Origin of the sequence: Anaerococcus murdochii (genome assembly GCF_019957155.1) — a bacterium.
In the GTDB taxonomy this organism is placed as follows: Bacteria; Bacillota; Clostridia; order Tissierellales; family Peptoniphilaceae; genus Anaerococcus; species Anaerococcus murdochii.
Genome location: NZ_JAIPME010000002.1, coordinates 657944 through 680325, shown reverse-complemented (window position 1 = coordinate 680325; position 22382 = coordinate 657944). Strand labels below are relative to the sequence as shown.

General features: G+C 37.9%; 24 protein-coding genes and 1 pseudogene. 17 read left to right on the top strand and 8 right to left on the bottom strand.

Annotated features, from left to right (window positions below; translation table 11 throughout):
• Window positions 1-28: 28 nt before the first annotated feature.
• From mnmE to ftsH, 17 genes and pseudogenes are all read left to right on the top strand, one after another.
• On the top strand, window positions 29-1393 hold the full coding sequence (mnmE, locus tag K8P03_RS03580; RefSeq protein WP_223418342.1) for a tRNA uridine-5-carboxymethylaminomethyl(34) synthesis GTPase MnmE: 1365 nt from the start codon (window positions 29-31) through the stop codon (window positions 1391-1393).
• Window positions 1383-3275, top strand: coding sequence for a tRNA uridine-5-carboxymethylaminomethyl(34) synthesis enzyme MnmG (gene mnmG, locus K8P03_RS03575; protein WP_223418341.1), 1893 nt, complete (start codon window positions 1383-1385; stop codon window positions 3273-3275). The genes mnmE and mnmG overlap by 11 nt, the downstream gene beginning before the upstream one ends.
• Entirely contained in the window at window positions 3268-3900 is a 633-nt protein-coding gene (rsmG, locus tag K8P03_RS03570; protein WP_223418340.1) for a 16S rRNA (guanine(527)-N(7))-methyltransferase RsmG, read from the top strand. Before mnmG ends, rsmG begins: the two co-directional genes overlap by 8 nt.
• Before the next feature lie 27 nt (window positions 3901-3927).
• Entirely contained in the window at window positions 3928-4731 is an 804-nt protein-coding gene (locus K8P03_RS03565) for a CPBP family intramembrane glutamic endopeptidase (RefSeq protein WP_223418338.1), read from the top strand.
• Between the two features lie 90 nt (window positions 4732-4821).
• On the top strand, window positions 4822-6036 hold the full coding sequence (locus K8P03_RS03560) for a CinA family nicotinamide mononucleotide deamidase-related protein (protein ID WP_223418335.1): 1215 nt from the start codon (window positions 4822-4824) through the stop codon (window positions 6034-6036).
• Window positions 6014-6961 carry a ParA family protein gene (locus tag K8P03_RS03555; protein ID WP_223418332.1) on the top strand — a complete coding sequence of 316 codons (948 nt, stop codon included), beginning with the start codon at window positions 6014-6016 and terminating at the stop codon, window positions 6959-6961. The genes K8P03_RS03560 and K8P03_RS03555 overlap by 23 nt, the downstream gene beginning before the upstream one ends.
• 8 nt (window positions 6962-6969) lie before the next feature.
• A complete protein-coding gene (locus tag K8P03_RS03550; RefSeq protein ID WP_223418330.1) occupies window positions 6970-7950 on the top strand; it encodes a ParB/RepB/Spo0J family partition protein in 981 nt (326 codons plus the stop codon).
• Window positions 7940-8503 carry a cyclodeaminase/cyclohydrolase family protein gene (locus K8P03_RS03545; protein WP_223418329.1) on the top strand — a complete coding sequence of 188 codons (564 nt, stop codon included), beginning with the start codon at window positions 7940-7942 and terminating at the stop codon, window positions 8501-8503. Before K8P03_RS03550 ends, K8P03_RS03545 begins: the two co-directional genes overlap by 11 nt.
• Entirely contained in the window at window positions 8500-8973 is a 474-nt protein-coding gene (locus tag K8P03_RS03540) for a DUF4446 family protein (protein WP_223418328.1), read from the top strand. The genes K8P03_RS03545 and K8P03_RS03540 overlap by 4 nt, the downstream gene beginning before the upstream one ends.
• Before the next feature lie 81 nt (window positions 8974-9054).
• The gene (gene pta / locus K8P03_RS03535; protein ID WP_223418327.1) at window positions 9055-10077 is read left to right on the top strand and encodes a phosphate acetyltransferase; all 1023 of its coding nucleotides are present in this window, start codon (window positions 9055-9057) and stop codon (window positions 10075-10077) included.
• Window positions 10078-10261: 184 nt separating this feature from the next.
• A pseudogene (locus tag K8P03_RS03530) lies at window positions 10262-10750 on the top strand (DUF1538 family protein); the annotation flags it as partial.
• A 51-nt stretch (window positions 10751-10801) separates the two neighbouring features.
• The gene (locus tag K8P03_RS11265) at window positions 10802-11530 is read left to right on the top strand and encodes a DUF1538 domain-containing protein (protein WP_317847413.1); all 729 of its coding nucleotides are present in this window, start codon (window positions 10802-10804) and stop codon (window positions 11528-11530) included.
• Window positions 11530-12126: a P-II family nitrogen regulator gene (locus K8P03_RS03520; protein ID WP_223418326.1), complete on the top strand. Its 597-nt coding sequence runs from the start codon at window positions 11530-11532 to the stop codon at window positions 12124-12126. Before K8P03_RS11265 ends, K8P03_RS03520 begins: the two co-directional genes overlap by 1 nt.
• Window positions 12127-12143: 17 nt before the next feature.
• The gene (gene trxA / locus K8P03_RS03515; RefSeq protein WP_223418325.1) at window positions 12144-12452 is read left to right on the top strand and encodes a thioredoxin; all 309 of its coding nucleotides are present in this window, start codon (window positions 12144-12146) and stop codon (window positions 12450-12452) included.
• The gene (locus tag K8P03_RS03510; RefSeq protein ID WP_223418324.1) at window positions 12452-13312 is read left to right on the top strand and encodes an NAD(P)/FAD-dependent oxidoreductase; all 861 of its coding nucleotides are present in this window, start codon (window positions 12452-12454) and stop codon (window positions 13310-13312) included. The genes trxA and K8P03_RS03510 overlap by 1 nt, the downstream gene beginning before the upstream one ends.
• An 86-nt stretch (window positions 13313-13398) precedes the next feature.
• Window positions 13399-13869, top strand: coding sequence for a MarR family winged helix-turn-helix transcriptional regulator (locus K8P03_RS03505; protein WP_223418323.1), 471 nt, complete (start codon window positions 13399-13401; stop codon window positions 13867-13869).
• The gene (ftsH, locus tag K8P03_RS03500) at window positions 13866-15944 is read left to right on the top strand and encodes an ATP-dependent zinc metalloprotease FtsH (protein ID WP_223418322.1); all 2079 of its coding nucleotides are present in this window, start codon (window positions 13866-13868) and stop codon (window positions 15942-15944) included. The genes K8P03_RS03505 and ftsH overlap by 4 nt, the downstream gene beginning before the upstream one ends.
• 142 nt (window positions 15945-16086) lie before the next feature.
• Here ftsH and K8P03_RS03495 read toward each other — a convergent pair whose 3' ends face one another.
• From K8P03_RS03495 to larE, 8 genes are all read right to left on the bottom strand, one after another.
• A complete protein-coding gene (locus K8P03_RS03495; protein WP_223418321.1) occupies window positions 16087-16290 on the bottom strand; it encodes a DUF4177 domain-containing protein in 204 nt (67 codons plus the stop codon).
• A 122-nt stretch (window positions 16291-16412) separates the two neighbouring features.
• On the bottom strand, window positions 16413-17123 hold the full coding sequence (locus K8P03_RS03490; RefSeq protein ID WP_223418320.1) for an ABC transporter ATP-binding protein: 711 nt from the start codon (window positions 17121-17123) through the stop codon (window positions 16413-16415).
• Entirely contained in the window at window positions 17116-18075 is a 960-nt protein-coding gene (locus tag K8P03_RS03485) for a FecCD family ABC transporter permease (RefSeq protein WP_223418319.1), read from the bottom strand. Before K8P03_RS03485 ends, K8P03_RS03490 begins: the two co-directional genes overlap by 8 nt.
• Window positions 18068-19270: an ABC transporter substrate-binding protein gene (locus K8P03_RS03480; protein ID WP_223418318.1), complete on the bottom strand. Its 1203-nt coding sequence runs from the start codon at window positions 19268-19270 to the stop codon at window positions 18068-18070. Before K8P03_RS03480 ends, K8P03_RS03485 begins: the two co-directional genes overlap by 8 nt.
• Window positions 19257-19634: a LarC family nickel insertion protein gene (locus K8P03_RS11205; RefSeq protein ID WP_263285041.1), complete on the bottom strand. Its 378-nt coding sequence runs from the start codon at window positions 19632-19634 to the stop codon at window positions 19257-19259. The genes K8P03_RS03480 and K8P03_RS11205 overlap by 14 nt, the downstream gene beginning before the upstream one ends.
• 53 nt (window positions 19635-19687) lie before the next feature.
• On the bottom strand, window positions 19688-20638 hold the full coding sequence (locus K8P03_RS03475; protein WP_263285018.1) for a LarC family nickel insertion protein: 951 nt from the start codon (window positions 20636-20638) through the stop codon (window positions 19688-19690).
• Entirely contained in the window at window positions 20638-21396 is a 759-nt protein-coding gene (gene larB / locus K8P03_RS03470) for a nickel pincer cofactor biosynthesis protein LarB (protein WP_223418317.1), read from the bottom strand. Before larB ends, K8P03_RS03475 begins: the two co-directional genes overlap by 1 nt.
• Window positions 21396-22229: an ATP-dependent sacrificial sulfur transferase LarE gene (gene larE / locus K8P03_RS03465; protein ID WP_223418314.1), complete on the bottom strand. Its 834-nt coding sequence runs from the start codon at window positions 22227-22229 to the stop codon at window positions 21396-21398. The genes larB and larE overlap by 1 nt, the downstream gene beginning before the upstream one ends.
• Window positions 22230-22382 lie beyond the last annotated feature (153 nt).

Sequence of the window (22382 nt, the reverse complement as noted above, 5' to 3'; positions counted from 1 at the left end):
ACAATCACTAAAAGCATAAGGAGGATTTATGGCAAAGACAATAGCAGCTATCTCAACTCCAGCGGGCACTGGTGGGATTTCGATAGTGAGGATGACAGGGGATAAGACCCTTGCCACTATAAATGAAATATTTAGGCCGATTAACAAAAGACCTATTGATCCTGACAAAGACAATAGGTACCTTCGCTATGGCCACATTATTGGAAATGACGGAGAGATTGTAGATGAGGTTATGGTTGCCTTTATGAAGGCACCTGCGACTTATACCAGAGAAGACGTGTGCGAGATAAACTGCCACGGATCTTTTGTGGCTGTAAGGGAGATTTTAAACCTCCTTCTAGATAAGGGGGCTGACCTTGCAGAGCCAGGGGAATTTACAAAAAGAGCCTTCCTAAATGGCAGAATTGACCTTTCCCAGGCAGAGGCAGTTCTTGATATAATCAATTCGACAAATAAATTATCAGCAAGCCAAGGTATAAGCCAACTTCAAGGTTCACTGACTAAAAAAATTAGAGAAATCAGGACAGAACTCAAGGAGGGTCTTGCCCGTCTTGAGTATTCGATAAATTTCACAGAAGACGGTGAAGACCTACCTGTATCTGACATCACAGCCTACATCAAAAAAGCTCAGGCAAAAATCGACGAACTTGCTTCTACTTCAAACAAGGGCAAGCTTGTAAAAGACGGGATAAATACCACAATCATCGGCAAACCAAATGTGGGGAAATCCTCGCTTTTAAACGTCCTATTGGATGAAAATAGGGCCATTGTTACTGACATACCGGGGACAACCAGGGATTTGATTACAGAATATATTTCCCTTGGAGATTTTACACTTAAGATTAATGATACAGCCGGTATTAGGGATACGGATGACTTGGTTGAGAAAATCGGTGTAGATAAGTCAATTGAACTTGTTGACCAGTCCGACCTTATTCTTGCGATTTTTGATATGTCGAGAGATTTTGACGAGGAAGACGAGAAAATCCTCGACCTAATCAAAGGGAAAAACGCCATTATAATCTTAAATAAGGCAGACCTTGACGGGAAGTTTAACGAGAATATTTTCGATGTAGACATTCCTATTATTAAAACTTCAATGGTTGACCAAATGGGGATTAGGACACTCGAAGATACAATCAGGGATATTTTTGATACTAAGGAAATAAACAGAGAATCAGTTTTAATTACAAACACCAGACACGAAAGGCTTTTAAAATCAGCGGAAGAAAAGATAAAAACGTCGTTAAATGATATGGAGGCAGGGATCCCAATAGATGCTTGCGAGGTTGATTTGTCTTCTGCATATGAAGATTTGGGTCTAATTATCGGTGAAAGCGTGTCGGGAGAAATTATGGATAAAGTATTTAAGGAGTTTTGCGTTGGAAAATAAATATCAAGCAGGATCCTATGATGTAGTTGTTGTTGGTGCAGGCCACGCTGGTTGTGAGGCGGGTCTTGCAGCTGCAAGGCTTGGAATGAAGACCCTAGTCTTAACTACATCTATGGAATCAATAGCAGACATGCCTTGCAATCCTAATATCGGAGGAACAGGCAAGGGCCATATAGTTAGAGAAATAGATGCCTTGGGTGGGGAAATGGCGATTAATATCGACAAGACCTTTATCCAATCAAGGATGCTAAATACATCAAAGGGCCCAGCTGTCCATTCCCTAAGGGTGCAGGCTGACAAAAGAAAATACCACGAAGAGATGAAAAAAGTTTTGGAAGATGAACCAAACTTAGATTTATTTGAACAAGAAGTAGACAAGATAAATTACCAGGACGGAAAAATTGTTTCATGTGAAACAATTCAAGGGGCAATCTATGAAACTAAGGCCCTTATAATTTGTACTGGGACCTACCTAAACGGAAAAATCCTAATAGGCGATTATGAAAAAGTTAGTGGTCCTCACGGCCTTTCTGCAGCGACATATCTAACTGATAGCTTAGTAGAAATGGGTTTTAATATTCGTAGATTCAAGACAGGAACTCCTGCCAGAGTTCACAGGGATTCTATAAATTACAAGGAAACAACAGTCCAACCTGGCGATAAGGAAGTAATTCCATTTTCATTTTTAAATGAAGGCAAGGATTATTCTGACAGGCACCAAGAAGATTGCTACCTAACATACACAACAGAAGAAACAAAACAAATCATCATGGATAACCTCGACAGGTCACCAATTTATGGGGGCAAGATTAAGGGAATTGGACCAAGATATTGTCCGTCAATCGAAGATAAGATGGTGAGATTTCCTGATAGGGACATCCACCAAGTCTTTATAGAGCCGGAAGGTCTTACTACAAATGAAATGTATGTCCAAGGCGTATCATCTTCCCTACCTCAAGAAGTCCAGATGGAATTTTACAAAACAATAATTGGTCTTGAGGACGTAAATATAATAAGACCTGCCTATGCCATTGAGTATGACATGATTGACACTAGGGAACTTAAAAGAACTTTGGAATCTAAGGCCTATTCAGGTTTATATTTTGCTGGTCAGATCAACGGTTCATCAGGCTATGAAGAAGCAGCTGGCCAAGGCTTGGTTGCAGGTATCAATGCCGCCCTTAAAATAAAAGGCCAGGAAGAGTTTATCCTGGACAGGTCTGATGCCTATATAGGAGTATTAATTGACGACCTAGTTACAGAAGGAACCAACGAACCATATAGGATGATGACATCTAGGTGTGAGTACAGGCTAACCATGCGTCAAGATAATGCCGACCAAAGGCTTTCTAAGAAAGGCCACGATATTGGCCTTGTGTCTGACGAGCGTTATCAAAAAATGGTAGATAAGCGTGGACTAATTGAAGGTGAAATTCAAAGACTCAAGGCAATTATGCTTACACCAAAAGAGGAAACTAACAAGGCTCTCGAAGAACTTGGGTCAACTCCACTAAACAATGGCTTAACACTTTATGAGCTGATTAAAAGACCTGAAATCACTTATGAAAATTCAGTGGTTTTCGACCCTGAAAGAGCTGACCTTCCTGCTTATATAAGGATGAGTGTTCAAACTGAGATTAAATACGAAGGCTACATCAATAAACAGCTTAAGGATATAGAGAAATTTAAAAAGCTTGAGAGCAAAAAGCTAAGCCATGATATTGACTATGCAAAGATACCTGGCCTCAAGAAAGAATCTGCAGAAAAACTTAATGAAATCAAACCAGATTCTATTGGCCAAGCTTCAAGGATATCTGGAGTAAGCCCTGCGGATATAAATGTGCTTTTAATTAGGCTTAAGACTGGAGAACTCTATGGATAAGAAATATAAGGCCTATACAGATTACCTTTTAGAAGTAAACTCACACACCAATCTTACAACAATAACAGATCCTTCTGAAATAGAATTAAAACACTTTAAGGATTCCCTTACAGTTTTGGATTACATTCAGGAAGGCGATAAGGTTTTGGATTTGGGCGCTGGGGCTGGTTTTCCAGGTATCCCACTTAGGATAGAAAAAGATATTGATTTAACCTTGATAGATTCAGTTAATAAAAAGGTTAATTTCATGAATGAAGTAATAGAAATCTTAGGACTATCAAATGCCAGGGCTATCCACACCAGGGCGGAAGATTTTGCTAAAGAAAATAGGGAAGCTTTCGACGTGGTTGTTTCTCGAGCTGTTGCCAATATGTCAACTCTTTCTGAACTCTGCCTGCCATTTGTAAAAGTCGGTGGACTTTTTATCGCCCTCAAAGGACCAAAGGCTGATGAGGAAGTGAAAGCAGCGGCCAATGCCCTTGAGATTTTGGGTGGAGAGGTCATAAAAATGGAAGAACTTGACCTTGATGGCAATGAAAGAGTAAATGTGATTGTCAAAAAAGTCAGGTCTTGTAAGAAGACTTATCCAAGGGGTCAAAACCTTCCAAAAAGGAAACCCCTATAATGTTTCATATGAAACAAAGGAGGATTTATGGAGCGATTTAAAAAAGGAATTAAAGTTTTATTCATAATAATATCCTTTCTATTTGCGAATGTTATAATAGATGTTTTTACAGGAGCGACCATACCAAGTATAATTGCAGGAATAATGGATGGGGACATTCTAAAAGCTTCTGATTATATTGTCTATGGGCTCTTGGTGGGCCAATTAATTAAATTAACAATTTTATATTTTTATATAGAAAAGCGAGATAAGACCTATAGAAATCAATTGGATAGACCATTTATTTTAAATGAAAAAATTAGCAATCCTATCCCTCTATTTGGAGTAGGACTTGGAACGGTTGGTTTTGGACAAATTTTTGTTAACTTAATAATAAAGGTTTTTGCAGGCACAAATCAATTAAATAGTGCCATGGAATTATTAGAAAAAGCCTTTAGTGCAAAAGGACTGATAGATGGCATTGTTATATTATTGGTAGTTGCAATAGATGCGCCTCTCGTTGAAGAATTACTTTTTAGGGGAGTCTTGTTTGAAGAAATCAAAAAAGAATCTTCGACAAAGACCACAATATTTTTAACTGCTTTAATATTTGGATTTTATCATTTTAATATAATTCAAAGTCCAAACACCTTTTTCATGGGCCTTGTCCTAGCTTATGTATATTACAAAACTAGATCGATAAAAGCTTCTATAATAGTTCATGCTACAAACAACATACTTGCCATGATTCCGTTTTTAGACCAAGGTTTAAGTCCGGTTGGAATTTGTATATACACAGCATTTTTGATAATAGGAATATATTCTTTAATAACACTTAGGCGAAATGCCTAGGTGTTTTTTAATTTCCCAAAATTAGAATTTACATTCAATAGGAGTAAAATATAAATAGAAAAGTTTCACGTGAAACACTAAGGAAGTTATATGAAAGCAATAATATATTCGGTGGGTACAGAAATCCTACTTGGTTCAATTCTTGACACAAATTCAAAGTTTATAGCCGAAAGGCTCCAAGACTTGGGCATAAATTTATATAAGATGGTGACAGTTGGAGATAATCCAGAAAGACTCTATCAAGCCATAAAGGAAGCTAATGGCAAGTACGACTATGTTTTTATTAGCGGAGGTCTTGGGCCAACAGAAGATGACATTACCAAGGAAACTGTGGTTAAGGTTTTGGGTCTAGAAGATGAGATGGTTTTGGACCAGGAATCTTATGAGGAATTACAAAAATATTTCAACGATGAGAAAAGAGCCATGACTGTAAATAAGAAACAGGCAATTTTCCCAAAATCTGCAACTATACTTAAAAATGACCAAGGAACAGCTCCAGGTTGCATAATGGGAGATGTGACAAAATTTGTTTTAATGCCTGGTCCACCAAATGAAATGCAAAATATGTTTGACAAGGAAGTTGTGCCAAGAATCCACACCGACCTTATGATAAGATCTATAAATTGCAAAATAGGTCTTTTGGGTGAATGGGATGTGGCAAGTAGGATTGATTTGTCGGGTTCAAATCCAACCATCAGTCCCTATGCTAAAACTACAGGTGTGGAATTAAGGGTCACAGCTAGTGGTGAAAGTGAAGAAGATTTAAAAGCTTCCTTATATAAGGGAGTTAATAAAGTAAAAGAAGTTTTTGGCCCTCTCCTTTTGACAACAGAAGAAAAGTCCAGGGAAGGAGTTCTAATAGACGAATTAAGAACAAAGGGTGAATATATTTCCACTGCTGAATCTATAACAGGAGGGCTTGTAGCTTCATCAATTATTGATGTGGCTGGTGCAAGTGATGTTATAAAAGAATCCTATATAACCTATGCCAATGAAATCAAGCATAAATTACTAAATGTTTCATATGAAACAATTGAAAAATATGACGTAGTAAGTCCAGAAGTTGCAGGAGAAATGCTTGATGGTTTAAGGCAAGCGACAGGTTCAGATTTGTGCCTTGCCACTACAGGCTATGCTCATTTGGGAATAGCCTACGCAGGTGTCTTATATAAGGGAAAGAAGTATATAAGAAAGATAAGTGCAAAGGGAGATCGCAACAAGGTCAGACGAGTTGTAAAAAATAAGTTAATTGACATGAGCATATTAATAGTGAGAGGTGAATATGAAAACTATATCAGTATTTAACCAAAAAGGTGGGGTTGGAAAGACAACCACGGTTGTAAATTTAGCAGTGGCACTTGCCTACCTTGACAAAAAGGTATTGGTAATTGACATGGATCCCCAGGCCAATGCCACAACAGGTCTAGGAATAGATAAAAACAAGGCAGACACATCTATCTACGATCTTTTCTACATCCTAGCTGAAGAGGAGGAAAGAAAAAAAGCTGAAGAAGAAGCTAATCTTGAAGAAACTTCTGATAATAAGCCTGAAGAAATTCATGAAGAAAAATCAGAAGAGAGTTTAGATAATTCTGGCAAAAGATATATTGACCTAACTAAAGATGGAGAAAAAAATTCGAATTCAAATAGTGGGGGTTATATTTTTGAAGGTTTTGACCAATATATTATAAAAACAGAATCTGGTGTTGACTTAATCCCTTCAGAAGCAGCCCTATCAGGTCTAGAAGTAGAACTTGTTGACCTTGACCCACTTGGAAGGACTCAAAAGCTTAAGGAAATAATAGGTAAAATAAAAAAGGACTATGATTTTATCCTTATAGATTGTCCACCATCCCTAGGATTACTTTCAATCAACTCTCTTGTGGCAAGCAATTCTATAATTATCCCAATTCAGACAGAATACTATGCCCTTGAAGGTGTAAGCGAACTTATGAATACCTTTGAACTTGTAAAGGGAAGTTTGAACAAGGACCTATATGTGGAGGGAGTTCTCCTATCTATGTTTGATAAGAGGACCAAACTAAGCTTTGAAGTTGTCGAGGAAGTAAAAAAATTCTTTAAAGATAAGGTATTTAGGACAATGATTCCTAGAAATGTTAGGCTTGCAGAAGCACCTTCTCACGGCAAATCTGGCATAGAATATGATGCAAAAAGCCAAGGAGCAATGGCCTATATCAGTCTAGCTACCGAGCTAATTAAAAATATTTAGGAGGATTTATGACCAACAGAAGATCACTTGGCAGGGGCCTTAGTTCTCTAATACCAGATGTTAAAGAAGAAATAAAACAAGAAGAGGCTCAGAAGATTTCAAAAGAAGAAAGGCCAGAAGAAAAAGAAGAAATTTTAGATTTTGCAAAAATTCAAAGTTTGCCAATTGATAAAGTTAGGCCTAGACAAGGTCAACCAAGAACAGATTTTGATGAAAAATCCCTAGAAGACTTGGCACTTTCTATTAAGGAATACGGCCTTTTAAATCCGATTACAGTTACTAAGGTTGATGATTATTACGAAATTCTAGCTGGTGAAAGAAGGTACAGGGCGAGCTTAAGAAATGGTCTTCAAAGTATAGACGCCATTGTGAAAGACTATGAAGAAAAAGATATTGAAGTTTTATCTTTGATAGAAAATGTCCAAAGAGAAGACCTCTCAGCCATCGAAGAAGCCTTTGCCTACAAAAAACTTTCAGACTCATTCGGCCTAACCCAAGATGAGATTGCCAAAAAAATGGGCAAGTCTCGCTCCTATATTGCAAATACAATTAGGTTATTAAAATTAAATGAGGATGAAAAATCTTCCTTAAGCCAGGGAACTATCTCCCCATCACAGGCAAGAAGCCTCTTATCTTTAAGCGACGTAGATAAAAGAGCTCAGGCCCTTGATGATTATATAAATAAGAAGGCGGTTGTCCGTGATGTAGAGAAAATTTCTAGAGAAGAAAAAGATACTCCTCGCAGAAACTTTATAGATTTATCTGGCAAAAAAGAAATAGGAACAAAAAAAGAAGAGAAGAAGGAAAAAAGTGAAAAACTTCCAAACCTGGACTCACTTTTATTTGACGATTTTGAGGAGAAATTCATGGATAAACTAGCAACAAAAGTTGCCATCGAAAGATCCAAGGATGCCTATAAAGTGGTTATCGATTGCTATTCTATAGAAGATATAGAAAAAATTTACGACAGGATTTCCTATGAAGATTAACGACCTTAAGGTAGGAGAATTAATAGAGGAAACTAGAAAGGTAAACGCCAAACCAGGTGGCGGAGCCATTGTAATCCTAAGTGCAAATCTTGCCTTAAACTTAGGGCTTATGATGGAAAGAAACGACTGGGGAAATCTAAAAGAAGAAGCCAGAGAAAATCGCAAGACTATGGAAGAAATTTCGGACCTTTTGGTAAAATGCGCTGATGAAGATATTTACTACGCAAATCTTTTGATTGACCAATACAAAAAGAAGGAACCAATCGACGATAAATTTTATATTGACGCGGCAAGACCTCAGGTGAGACTTAATACTCTAGCAAGTAAGGCACTTGAAATTCTTGCCTTTTACCTAGAACATGGAAAAGCCTCAACCCTAGCTGACGGAGAAATAGCAAATGAGATTCTCTATAATGCAATGAAGGCTACAGTACCAACTATAAAGGCAAACCTCGATGGTGTGTCTTATAAGTATGATCTAGATCAAGCCTTAAAAGAGGCTTACAAATTATATCAAAATAATAGAAATATTATAGAAAGAAGGAAAGCTTGACAGGAATATATGTAGGAATGGGTCTTTTGGCTTTAATTGTAATCTTGCAATTTGCAATGCTAAAAGGACTCCAAGATAGGACTCGTAGACAAAAACAAAGATACGACCACCTCTTAAGAGGAAACGACCCAGATGTGAATATTGAAGAATTATTAAATAATTTAAATGACCAAATTGAATCCTCATACAAGGAGCTTAGAAATATAAATAGGACTGCGGCTGACGCTAAAGATACAACTATGGGGGCTGTATCAAATATGGCAGTTGTTCATTTTGATGCCTTTGAAGGCCAATCTCGTGAATTATCCTTCGCTCTTTGCATGCTAGATAATTTCCACAATGGAATTATCTTAACAAGCATTTATGGTGCTGATGGGGCTAATGTTTACCTAAAAGAAATTGCAAATGGATCTGCAAAGGAAGAATTATCTGAACCAGAAAACCAGGCCCTCAATAAAGCTAAAAGATAAAATTGCAAAAAATTTGCAAAAAAACTAGCGTTATAAATAGAAAACAATATAATAAAAGTAGTAAAAAACAAGGAGGATTTAATGGCAAACATTGGAATTCTAGAACAAGCTATTAATACTATAAAAGGAAAAAACCTTACCATAGTCTTACCAGAAGGTAGTGACTCAAGAGTACTAGAGGCTGCTATCAAGCACCAAGAAGAAGGACTAATAAGCCCACTTGTATTAGGTGACCAAGGAGAAATCCAAAAAACAGCAGACAAACTAGGCAAAAGTATATCAAATATCAAGATTTTAAATCCAGAAACATATGAAAAATTTGATGAAATGGTTGATGCCTTTACAGAAATTAGAAAAGGCAAAATCGATAGAGAAGAAGCAGAATTTATCCTAAGAAGGGATCTAAACTACTTTGGCGTTATGCTAGTAAAACTTGGATACGCAGACGGACTTGTATCAGGTGCTATCCATACAACAGCAGACACAATTAGACCAGCCCTACAAATTATTAGAACAATTCCAGGCAGGAAGAGAGTTTCTGGTGTAATGGTAATGCTAGGACCAGATGGAGAACAACTAGTATTTGCCGATACAGCAGTAAACATCACTCTAGAAGCGGACGAACTTGCAGAAGTAGCAGTAGAAACAGCTCATACAGCAAAGACTTTTGGTCTTGACCCATATGTGGCAATGCTATCATTCTCAACCTTTGGTTCCGCCCACCACGATCTCGCAACAAAGGTTGCAAGAGCAACATCAATTGCTAAAGAAATAAATCCAGAAATTAAAATCGTTGGTGAAATCCAATTTGACGCAGCCATTGATCCTGAAACAGCTAAAAATAAAGCTCCACAATCTGACGTGGCTGGTAAGTGTAACGTATTTATCTTCCCAGACCTACAAGCAGGCAATATCGGCTATAAGATAGCTCAAAGACTTGGTGGTTATAAGGCCCTAGGACCAATACTCCAAGGACTTAACGCACCTGTTAACGACCTTTCAAGAGGTTGTTCAGCACAAGATGTGTATGAAATAGCTATAATTACAGCTATGCAAGCAGCCGAAAGAGCAAGAGAAGCAGCTGAAGCAGCAGCTAATAAATAAAAATAAGAACTTAAGGGCAATCTATTAGGTTGCTCTTTTTTTATAAAATTCTAAGAAAGAAGGTCAGTCTTATATTTATAGATGAAATAAAAAACACCTCCAAATCAGTAGTGCCCATAGCCATCCTAGTTGTGATTTTGAATTTTTTGTAGGGGTAGAAAGTAGACTCTTAGTTAATTTCTTTTTGGGATGCGTTGGAGTAATCCTTGGTCTCGGGGTGTTTCTAACAGGTGTAGAAATATCAGTATCAGAAATTGGCTCAATTATGGGAGAATTTCTTGCAAGATTTGATAGGATTATAAAGGTAATTGTTTTTGGAGTTTTTATTGGTTTTACTATATCAATCGCAGAGCCAGACCTTTTAATACTTGCAGGAGAAGTCATAACCGCCATAGGAATCCCTGCCTAGGTCATAGTAATGATTATCTCCCTTGGAGTGGGAATAATGATTTCTTTTTGCCTTTATAGGGTATTTAAGGATATTAGCCTATCAACAATGATGTGCTTAATCTATGGGATAGTTTTTATCCTAATGATTTTTACAGAAGAAATGGGCCACGCCATAGCCTTTGATGCCTCAGGTGCAACCACAGGTGCCATGACAACTCCATTTATAATCGCCCTTGGTCTTGGTGTTGCCAACTTAAAGGGAGAAAAAAGCGAGGATGATTCCTTTGGCCTTGTTGGACTTGCCTCAACAGGCCCAATACTTGCAGGCCTTTTGATGAGTCTATTTTCAGGCGGCGGCGGAGAAATTCTAGCAGATCATGCGGCCCACACTCCACTAATGTCAGGCATTATCAATTCCACTTTTGCAATAGTGCCAATCGCTTTGGTATTTTATATAATGAACTATTTGTATTTTAAGATAGAAAAAGACGAATTAAAGTCAATCAGCTTGGGACTTGTTTATACCTATCTTGGCCTAATACTTTTCTTAACCAGCGTTGAGGGTGGTTTTATGGACCTTGCTAGGGTTATGGGAGAAGGCTTATCTCATAGCAAATTCTTGCCATTAATTGGTTTTGTCCTAGGACTTTTGGTTGTTTTAGCAGAACCAGCGGTGGCCGTCTTATCCGAACAGGTAGAAGACGTCACAGGTGGTTCTATTTCTAGAAAAAACATCCTAATAGCCCTATCAATCGGGGTTGCCTTTGCAGTTATGCTTGCAATTTTCAGGATAAGGATCGAAGGTTTTGCCCTTTGGATGCTAATTGTGCCAGGATTTTTAATCTCACTCATCCTATCAAGGAGGGTTGATCAAATCTTTGTTGGTATAGCCTTTGACTCGGGAGGAGTAGCATCAGGACCTATGACAGCGACTTTCATTTTGGCATTTTGCCAAGGAGTTGCAGGTAATATTGCCGACGGCTTTGGAGTAATCTCCTTTGTAGCCATGATGCCAGTTTTAACCATTATGATAATGGGCAATTTGTATAAGGGAGCGAGATAATGCAATTATTAAGAATAATCTTACCAAGGGGTAAGGGATCTAAATTTATGAATATCTTAAAGGACAACGGGGCTAGTGCCATTGGATGTTTTTATGGCGAAGGCTCTGCGCCAAGCGAGATTTTATCAGCCCTTGCCATAGATAAGACAAAAAAGGAAATAGTTACAGCCCTTATAGAAGAAGAGTCTGTAAAGAAAATAATAGGAGAAATATCTGAAAAGCTACAAGCGGTCAATTCAGCTGTGGCATTTTCGACATCATTAGAGGGAGAAAATAATATGGAATATGTTTGTTTATATGTAATTGTCGGCAGACACCAAGGCCAAAAAGCCATCCACATAGCCCAAGAAAACGGAGCTAGGGGAGCTACAGTAATCCACGGCAGGGGTTCAGGAGAAGCAGTCAAAAGCAAGTTGTTCTTGTCAATGAACATAGAACCAGAAAAAGATTTGGTAATCATGCTTGTTAAAAAAGACATGGCAGAAAAAATTCAAAAGGAAATTTATGACCAAATGGATTTGAGAAGCCAAGGAAAGGGTATAATATATTCACTACCAGTTAACCACGTAGCTGGTCTGGTAGAACAGAATAATTAAGAAATAAAGGAGCTTATATGCAAAAATTAGATACATTTGAATTTAGAGAAAAGGTAGAAAATGGCACAGGACTTTGCCTTGTAGATTTTTCTGCAACTTGGTGTGGTCCATGCAAGATGCAAGCGCCAATCCTTGAAGAATTAGCAGGAGAAGTTGACTATGACATCTACACAGTGGATGTGGATGAGTCAAACGAAATCGCAGCCCAATACAATATAAACGCAGTTCCTTCTTTATTAATATTTAAAGATGGGGTTTTAAAGGGCAACCTAATCGGCTTCCACCCAAAAGAAAACCTCAAAGAGGAAATGGCAAAATTCATATAATGACCTATGACATTGCAATAATCGGCGCGGGTCCAGCAGGACTTAGCGCCGCTTTAAATTCAAAAATAAGGAATAAATCGGTAATTCTTTTTGGGAAAGATTCTGAAAAGCTAGTTAAAACTAAGAAAATCTCGAACTATCTGGGCTTTTCTGATGTTACTGGAGCTGACCTAAACCAGGCTTTTAAGGATTCCCTAAAAGATTTTGAAATCAAAAGAGATACCAGGAAGGTTAAAACTATCTATGCCATGGGATCTTATTTTGCTATTGAAATTGAAAATGAAAGTCAAATGGTAGAAGCAAGGGCTGTCATAATGGCAAGTGGCATTGAGCTTAAAAAAGATTTGGCCAATGAAGAAAAGTTTTTTGCCAAGGGTGTAAATTACTGTGCGACTTGCGATTCAGCCCTTTATAGGGGAAAGAAAGTCGTGGTTATCGGTTATAATGATGAATCTGTAGCAGAAGCAAATTTCACTTCAGAGATTGTGGGAAGTCTTGTTTTTGTAAATATGACAGGTAAGGAAGTTTCTTTAAATGAAGGCATAGATTTAATCGAAGGAGAGATTCCTCTTGGCTTTGAGGGGACTGACAGGGCAGAGAAACTCATCTTTAAATCTGGAAAAGAAATCCTTGCTGATGGATTTTTTATAGAAAAAGATTCGTCAAAGGCAGAAAGATTAGTGCCGGGTATAAAAATGGAAGATAATCATATCTTTACAAATAAGGATACATCCACATCTATCAAGGGGCTTTTTGCGGCTGGAGACATCACTGGCAAGCCTTATCAAATCATGAAAGCTGTCGGCGAGGGCCAGGTTGCAGCCCTTAAGGCAGCGTCTTATCTCGCTAGTAAAAATTGATAAATATATAATAGGTGTAAAATATAGCTTTTTATATTGACATAAAATTTAAGATATGTAAAATAATTAGTATATAGGAGGTAGCTATGCCAGATAAACACATAAACTTTTTTGAATTTAACAATACTATATTCTCAATGATTAGGGAAATATCACATAAAATAGACTTGTTGCTCCAAGATACAGCAAACAGTCTAGACCTCACCCCTCTCCAACTAAAGATAATAATTGCCCTTTATTCTGCTAATGAGGACGTATCAATAGGTAATCTTGGAAAGGCCATAGGGGTCACAGGTGGCAATATTTCTAATATCTGCAAGAAGCTTGAGAAAAAAGGCTTTGTAGATAGGATAAGAAGTGAAGAAGATGAAAGAGTGGTCAATGTCAGGCTAACCGAGACAGGAATCGCTGCAAGCAAGGAGCTTGGAGAATATTTCTACAAGATAAGGGAAGAATTCCCAGATGACGCTGTGGATGTGAACCTAGAAACAATAGTCGAAGAGCTAAGAGAACTTGACATACTACTTGATAAATATATATCAAGGAGATCTATATGAACCAAAAACCAAGAAAAAATAGGCCCCTACTCTATTATTGGATAGGTGCCATAATAATTTATTTCATATTTTCATATGTCTTTAGCCCTATTGCTCAACAAGACGGGGCCAAAGAAGTATCCTACAGCCAGTTTGTAGAGATGATTGAAAACGACCAAGTAACTGAAGTTAATAAGGACAATTTAAAATACACCTTCAAAGCAAAGGTTGAAGGGGAAGAAAAGACCTACCAAACAGGTCTTTGGGAAGACACAGACCTTACAGAAAGGCTTTTGAAAGCTCAAAAACGCAATGATAAGCTGATTTTCGGCAAGGAAATAGAAACAAGGATGAATCCATACTTGTCACTCTTCCTTACAAGTGTCCTTCCATTTATTTTCCTAATCGGAATCTTCTACTTCGCATCAAGGTCTTTATCAAAGACCATGGGTGGCAGAGGCGGTTCTGATTTCATGAATTTTGGTAAATCCAATGCCAAAATCTACATGGAAAATGAAACAGGTAAAACCTTCAAAGACGTGGCAGGCCAAGAAGAAGCCAAGGAAAGTTTGGCAGAAATTGTTGACTTCCTCCACAATCCAGGTAAGTATAAGGAAATTGGAGCTAGAGTTCCAAAGGGAATCCTACTTGTAGGCCCTCCAGGAACTGGTAAGACCCTACTTGCAAAAGCAGTTGCTGGCGAAGCCAAGGTACCATTTTTCACTATTTCAGGATCTGAATTTGTGGAAATGTTTGTTGGTATGGGAGCATCTAAGGTAAGAGATTTATTTAAACAAGCCAAGGAAAAGGCCCCATGTATTGTCTTTATAGATGAAATTGACGCAATTGGTAAGAAGCGTGACGTGTCAGGATACTCTGGAAATGACGAACGTGAACAAACCCTAAACCAATTACTAAACGAAATGGACGGTTTCGATGCGGCAGAAGGAGTAGTATTACTTGCTGCAACAAATAGACCGGAAATCCTAGACCCAGCCCTAACAAGACCAGGCAGGTTTGATAGGCAAGTCCAAGTCGAACTTCCTGACCTAAAGGGCCGTGAGGATATCCTAAAAGTCCACGCTAAGAGAATTAAAAAAGAAACAAACATAGACTATGAAGAAATAGCCAAGAGAACTGCAGGAACATCTGGAGCGGACCTTGCAAATATTGTAAACGAAGGTGCCCTAAGGGCTGTTAGGGAAGGCAGAAATAGGCTAACCCAAGAAGACCTTGAGGAATCAATCGAAACAGTAATAGCTGGTATGCAAAAGAAAAATGCGGTAATCTCTGATGACCAAAAGAAAATCATAGCCTACCACGAAGTTGGCCACGCCCTAGTAGCAGCCATCCAAACCCACAAAACACCAGTTACAAAGATAACCATAGTTCCAAGAACTGGCGGTGCCCTAGGATATACAATGACAGTCGATAAGGACGAGAAATATATCATGACCAAGCAAGAGTTAATCGATGAAATCGTGACCTTTGCAGGTGGTAGGGCGGCAGAAGAGCTAATCTTTAATACCAAGACCACTGGTGCGTCAAATGATATAGAAAAAGCCACAGCCATGGCAAGAAATATGGTAACAATCTACGGTATGGACGACGAATTTGACTTCATGCAATTGGAGCAAATCCAAGGAAGATACCTAGGCGGTCAAAGAGCAATGATAGTCTCAGACGGCACAGGCAACAAGATTGATCAAAAGGTTGCAAAAATCATAGCCGACGCCCACTTTAGAGCTATTGAAATCTTAAAGGAAAACATCGATAAACTTCACGAAATCTCAGCCTATCTCCTAAAAGAAGAAACCATAACAGGTGAAGAATTTATGGAAATTCTTGAAGGAAAGAAGAATAAAGAGGTAAGCGAAGAAAAAATCGATGAAAATACAGATGTAGATGTAAAAAATCTAGAAAACTCTGAAGAAGAAAACCAACCACAAGAAGAATCTGAAAAATCAGAAGAATCTGAAAAGCCAGTTGAAAATGAAAGTGAAACTGAAAAATCAGATAAAAACGAAATTGAAAATGATTCTGAAAAAGAAGATGAAAATAAGAGATTTATAGACTTATCAAAAGACGATGAGTAAAACCAAGCCAGCCTTAGGGTTGGCTTTTTTTTGGGAATTTTCAAGTTAAAGATGCAAAGAATGAATAAGAATAAATAAGTAAAATTAAAGTGATTTCACGCATGAAAAAAGAGCTGGGGTATTTTCCCAACTCTTTAAAAAATTATAAATTCACCTTAAAAATAATAGTGTATTTAATAAAGGAATAAGCTGACCATTTTTCATTTGTGACCGGTACTATTTGGACAAGTTCCCAGCCTTCTTTGGCCTTTTCATTTATGATTTCCTTGCATTTTTCAAAGGTATCGGTTTTTCCAGCCTTAAGACTCCCTTCAGGAACTACGTCGATAAATTCGTACTTAAACATAGATCCCTCCATATGTATAATTCTAATAATAAGATACCCAGTTTTATCTATAATGAATGAAAATTATATATAATTTATGCTATATAAATAAGAAAAAACCTCCCATTAGTTGGGAGGAATTTTTATTTGAAATATATGTGCCTATTACCATCAAAGTCCCTGATGTCGGTTTCCATATCAAATATGTCCATGAACATTTTTTCGTCCATAACTTCCTTGGATGGACCTTGCCTGTAGATTTTTTTATCATTAATTAGGATAATATTGTCGGCAAATTTTTCGATTAGGGCTATTTGGTGGAGACTTATTATTGTAGTGAGTTTGAGTTTGTAGGTTAAGTCTCTGATTATTCTCATTATTTCGTATTGATTTTTTAAGTCCAAGGCACTTACTGGTTCGTCTAGGAGGAGGATTTTTGGTCTTGCTACTAGGGCCTGACCTATGAAAACTTTTTGAACCTCGCCACCTGAGAGCCTATTTATATATTTGTTTCTGTATTCATGGATATTTAGTAAATCTATGATTTCTTCAACATCCCTTACGTCTTCTTCTGTAATTCTTAGGGATAGGTCCGCTACCTTGCCTAACAAGATAGTTTCAAATACGGTAAATCTTATTTTGGAGTTTATATTTTGGTTGAGGTAGGAAACCTTGCCGTCAGTTATAATTTCTCCATCAAATTTTTTGATTCCAGATATGGCATTAAGGATGGTTGATTTCCCTGAACCATTCCTACCCATTAGGATATTAACCTTACCAGCGTCAACAATAAAGGAAATGTCATCTATTATTTTCCTGTCATAGGAGATTGAAAGATTTTTTGCCTTAATCATTTCTACCTCCAAAGAAGAATATAAAGATGAGTGGTAGGCCAATCAAACTTGCAATTATACCAATTGGAAGGATGGTGCCTGGCTTTATCATTTTTGATAGGGCTGAGGATATAACCAAGAGGCCTGCTCCTATGAGGGTTGAACCTACTATATAGTATCTTTGATCTTCGCCTAGGATTTTTCTAGCAAGGTGAGGGGCGATTACGCCTACAAAACCAATGACTCCTGCAAAACTAACTCCAATTGAAGATAGGATTGAAACAATCATAAAGGTCCTTACCTTAAGCCCCTTAACGTCAACGCCAAGACTTCTTGCCCTGTCTTCTCCAAACCTTAGGGTGGTTAGCTTGTGACTATCTTTGATGATAATGATAAAGGCCATTAGGAAAGATACTAGTAGGATTATAATTTGTCTTGGTTTGGTATTTGAAACTGAACCAAAAAGCCAAAATACAATAGATGATAGGGTTTCATCTGTAGAAACATATTGCATCAAGCTTGTTAAGGAGTCAAAGAAAAACTTAACTGCTATACCTGCGAGAATCATCGAGCTTGTGTGGGCAAAATTTCTCCTCGAGATGAGGTAGACAAAGATTATAGCTATTAAGGAAAATCCTATTGCTCCTATCGCTATAAAGTTGATAGAAATTCCCATTAAGAGGAAGAGACTGGCCCCGAAGCCTGCTGCAGATGAAACACCGAGGGTGAAGGGACTTGCAAGCGGGTTATCAAGGATGGTTTGCATACAAGCACCAGAAAGCCCCAAAATCATTCCCAAGATAAGGGCTGTTGTCATTTCAGGAATCCTTATCTTAAAAAGAATTGTTTTTTGTAGGTCGGTTAAGTGTGCCAAATCCCCAACCCCAAGCTGACCTACACCTATAAATAAATCTATTATAGAGATAGCCAGAGCTAGGAGAATGAGGAGAAAAATTTTCTTATTTTTATTCATACTTAGTATACCAGCATCCAGAATAATCTATTGGCATAAATTCTTTATAGAATTCTTCCATGTCTTTATCTGGATCAAGGTCTTTAAATAAGTCTGGGTGGAAGGCCTTGGCTAGGGCTTCGTAAGAATAAAAGTCAGACATATCACGGGCAACGTTGTGGCCTATAGCAAATACTTCCTTATCTTTCATAGCTTTAAGACTTGACCAACCCTTTCTTTCATTATATTTTTTGATTTTTTCTTCTACTTCTTCCTTTGTTACGTCATAGCCCATTCTTAGAGCATCTGGTTTATTTACCCATTGAGATCCAGTAAGAACTATGATGTCTGGGTCCTGACTTAGGACAAATTCTTCAGAAATAGGGTTAGCTTGTTTATCTTCGAGGACATCGCCTGCTATGTTGTGACCGCCGCAGTCATTAACAATTTTGCCCCACATCATAACATTGCCGTAGGCGTTACCATATTTGACTTCGCCGTCTTGGCCACATTCTAGGTAGACATTTGGTTTGTTTTCAACATCTTTGAGGGCATCTAGGATAAATTCCCTCTTTTCCTTGTAGAAGTTATAGAGTTTGTCAAAGTTTTTATCAAGACCTGTTGCCTTTGAAATAACTTCTGTTGATTTAAGGTGTTTCTCAAGGTCTTGGCTATGGTAGTCAACGTATATAACTGGTAGGTCTAGCTTACCCTCAATTGTATCTAGCTGGGCCTTGTAGGATACTGGGGCAATGATGCCGTCAGCATCTATTGACAAGAGGTCTTCTATAGAAAAGTCATTGTCAGTGAAGTTTGTAACCCTTCTTAGGTCTTCTAGTTCTGGAATTTTTTCCACAAGCCTTTGGTAAAGGTCATTCCTATTTTGGCGTAGACCGTCATCCATGGCTGCAATTTTTTTGTAGAAATTATCCTTATCTAGGTACATCATTTGCATGAATGGGCCACCTGAACCAGAACCTTGGATAATGACTTTCTCTAGTGGCTTGTCAAGCTCTATAGTGCGACCAAGGACGTCTTCAAATATTAGTTTCCCTTCCTCGGCTTCTTCTTTACTTTTTTCATTTGTTTCTTGTACTTCTTCTGTCTTTGCTTCTTCTTTTGTAAGATTTTCTTTCTTATCTGCTCCCCCACATGATGTTAGGGTCAAGATAAAGATTAAAGTTAGTGCTAATTTTCTTAAATTAATTTTTTTCACAATTTCCTCCGTAAATTAATTTCATTTTATCGAACGCTTCTTTGATCGATAAAGAATTTTGTGCTGCCAAGTCTTTTGCAGACTCGTATTCAGGATATACATAGGATTTATCCTTGTGAAAAACCTTTTTGTAAGAAAGTCTTAGACCTTCATAATCTATATTTATTATCTTTCTTTCGAGAACAGATCTTTCTACTTCGATTTTTCTAATACCAATTGAGCTAGTGTTTGAAAAGATAATGTCTTCTACATCTTCCAACTTGTCCTTATCGCAAAGGACTGATAATTTATAGGCAGGGCGATTTTTTTTCATATAAATCGGGCTATAGAAACAATCTCTTGCGACCTTCATTAGTTCGTCCATCACAAAGCCTAGGACTTCTCCTGTGGAGTCGTCAATATTAGTTTCAGCTAAGATTAGGCTTTTTTTTTATCTCCTGTAATTTCAATTACTCTTAGGATATTGGTTGACTTTTCAAAGTCCTTGTTGCCGGCTCCTAGGCCGATTTTTTTGATTTTAAAACTTTCTGGAGCTTTTTTATAGAAGTATTTGACGATTGCAGCCCCTGTTGGAGTGATGTGCTCGCCTTCTTCTCCTATAAATTTAAGATTGATTTCAGAATCGGCTAGGATATTGGCTACAGCTGGTACAGGTATTGGCATTGGGCCATGAGCGCACATTTGATAGCCGAATCCTTCGTAAAGGTCTGAGAAATAAATATTTTCCACACCTAGGTCATCTAGGCAAATACAAGTGCCGACTATGTCGATTATAGAATCTATGGCGCCAACTTCGTGGAAGTGGACTTGAGATTTGTCGATGCCGTGGGCTTTAGCTTCTGCATCGCCGATTATATCGAAAATTCCAAGTGCGTTTTTCTTTATATTGTCGTTTAGGTCTGAAGAATTGATTATCTTTTTAATATCGTCTAGGTTTCTGTGAACATGGTCGTGGTGATGATCGTGGTCATGGTCGTGAGAATGTTCATGAGAATGAGTGTGACCATCTTCGTGTGTATGTTCGTGGCAATGTTCGTGATCGTGGTGATTATGGTCGTGGTCATGGTGGTCATGGTCATGACAATGTTCATGAGAGTGAGTATGGCCATCTTCATGAGTGTGTTCATGGCAATGACAGTGGTCGCCTTCATGGTCGAGGTGATCGTGATCGTTACCTGCTAGGATTACGTCAAAGTTATAGGAGTCAATACCATTTTTCTTTACTCTTTCAAAAACTAGGTCGTAGTCTGTAAGGCCGAGAGATTTGATTCCCGCCTCTAATTTCTCCTTACTAGCACCGAGGTCTAAAAGAGCCCCTATGGTCATGTCACCAGCGATTCCTGAATACATTTCAAAATATAGGTCCATTATTTGTTTCCTTTCGCGATTAGCCTATTTATCTGGCAGGCTTGGTAGGCGGCACCGTAGCCGTTGTCGATATTAACCACGCTTACGCCTTCGGCACAGGAATTTATCATTGATAAAAGGGCTGTGATGCCCCCAAGATTTGCTCCGTAGCCGACTGATGTAGGCACAGCTATGATTGGCTTATCAACAAGACCTGCAAGAACTGTTGCAAGAGCAGCTTCCATGCCTGCTATGGCTATAATTACATTTGCTTTTTTTATTTCTTCTGTCTTATCTAAGAGCCTGTGGACTCCTGCGACTCCCACATCCCTATAGGCTTTCACCTTTGCTCCCAAAAACCTAGCTGTGATTTCAGCTTCAAGGCTAATAGGAAGATCTGATGTGCCGGCAGAGACAATGGCGATTTCGCCAATCTTGTCGCTTTCTTTGGAGTAGTCAAGGCTAATAATTTGGGCAAGGTCTGAGTATTCCACTTCAGGGATGACTTCTTTTACAATTTCGTATTGTTTTTTGCTTGCCCTGGTGCCGATTACTGATTCTTTTCTTTCGTAAAAGGCCTTAAAAATTTCTATAAGGCTTTTGTCATCTTTTGATGCACAATAAATTGCTTCTGGAAAACCACGTCTTTCCCTCCTTGAGAAGTCGATTTTAGCGTTTTCACCTACATCTGCATATCCCTTGTCTTCAAGGATTTTAAGGGCGGCCTCTTCAGAGATTGTCCCTTCTTTTATTTGTTTGATTAAGGTTTTTTTATCCATTATAAGACCCACTTTTTCTTTTCTTCTTCACTTAGGCCCTCATCCATTGACCCTGACCTAAAACCTTCTAGGTCAAGAGTTACATAGGAAAAGCCAAGACTTTTAAATTCTTTAATAACTTGGTCTTTTTTTTCAATAAAGGCCATAAAGTCCTCTGGTGTTAGTTCTATCCTCGCTATATTTGAGTGATCTCTAACCCTGAATTTGATAAAACCTAGGTCCCTTATAAAAGCTTCTGCTTTTTCAAGTCTGTCTAGTTTCGCTGGGGTAATCTTTGTACCGTAAGGAAACCTAGTTAAAAGACATGGGGCTGATGGCCTTTTGGCAACGCTTATATTAAGTTCATCCGCAAGGTCTCTTACCATTTGTTTAGAAAAACCAGCTATATTCAAAGGACTTACAACGCCAAGGTCTCTTAGGGCCATGAGTCCTGGCCTATAAACCTTGTGGTCATCGGTGTTGGTCCCGTCTATGACGTAGCCGTAACCGAGATCGTCCTTTAATTTTATAGCTTGTTTAAAAAGGTGGCTTTTGCAATGGTAGCACCTGTCTTTTGAATTGTTAACTATGTGGTCATCAACAAAGATATCCACATCCTTTATGAAAAGTTTTACTCCCATTTCTTCTGCCAAGTTTTTGGCATTAACGAGGTCCTCTTCTGTAGATGATGGAGCCTTAAAAAACATAGCGACTACATCGTTTTCATCTTTTCTTAAGGAGGATGCGATTTTTAAGAGTAAGGCAGAATCGACTCCGCCAGAAAAGGCTAAAACTACTTTTTCTTTTAGTAAATTTTCTATGATATCGTAGAGTTTTTTACTTGAATTTTCCATAAAATACTCCTTTTTTTGAAAAATAATAAAAAATAATTAAGCCATATAAAAATACAGCTTAATCTTTTTTATGTAAATAGGTCCAAATGGACCTATACATAACAATGTAATCGAGTGTTAACGATAATTGTAATGCATATTCATTGTACTGAT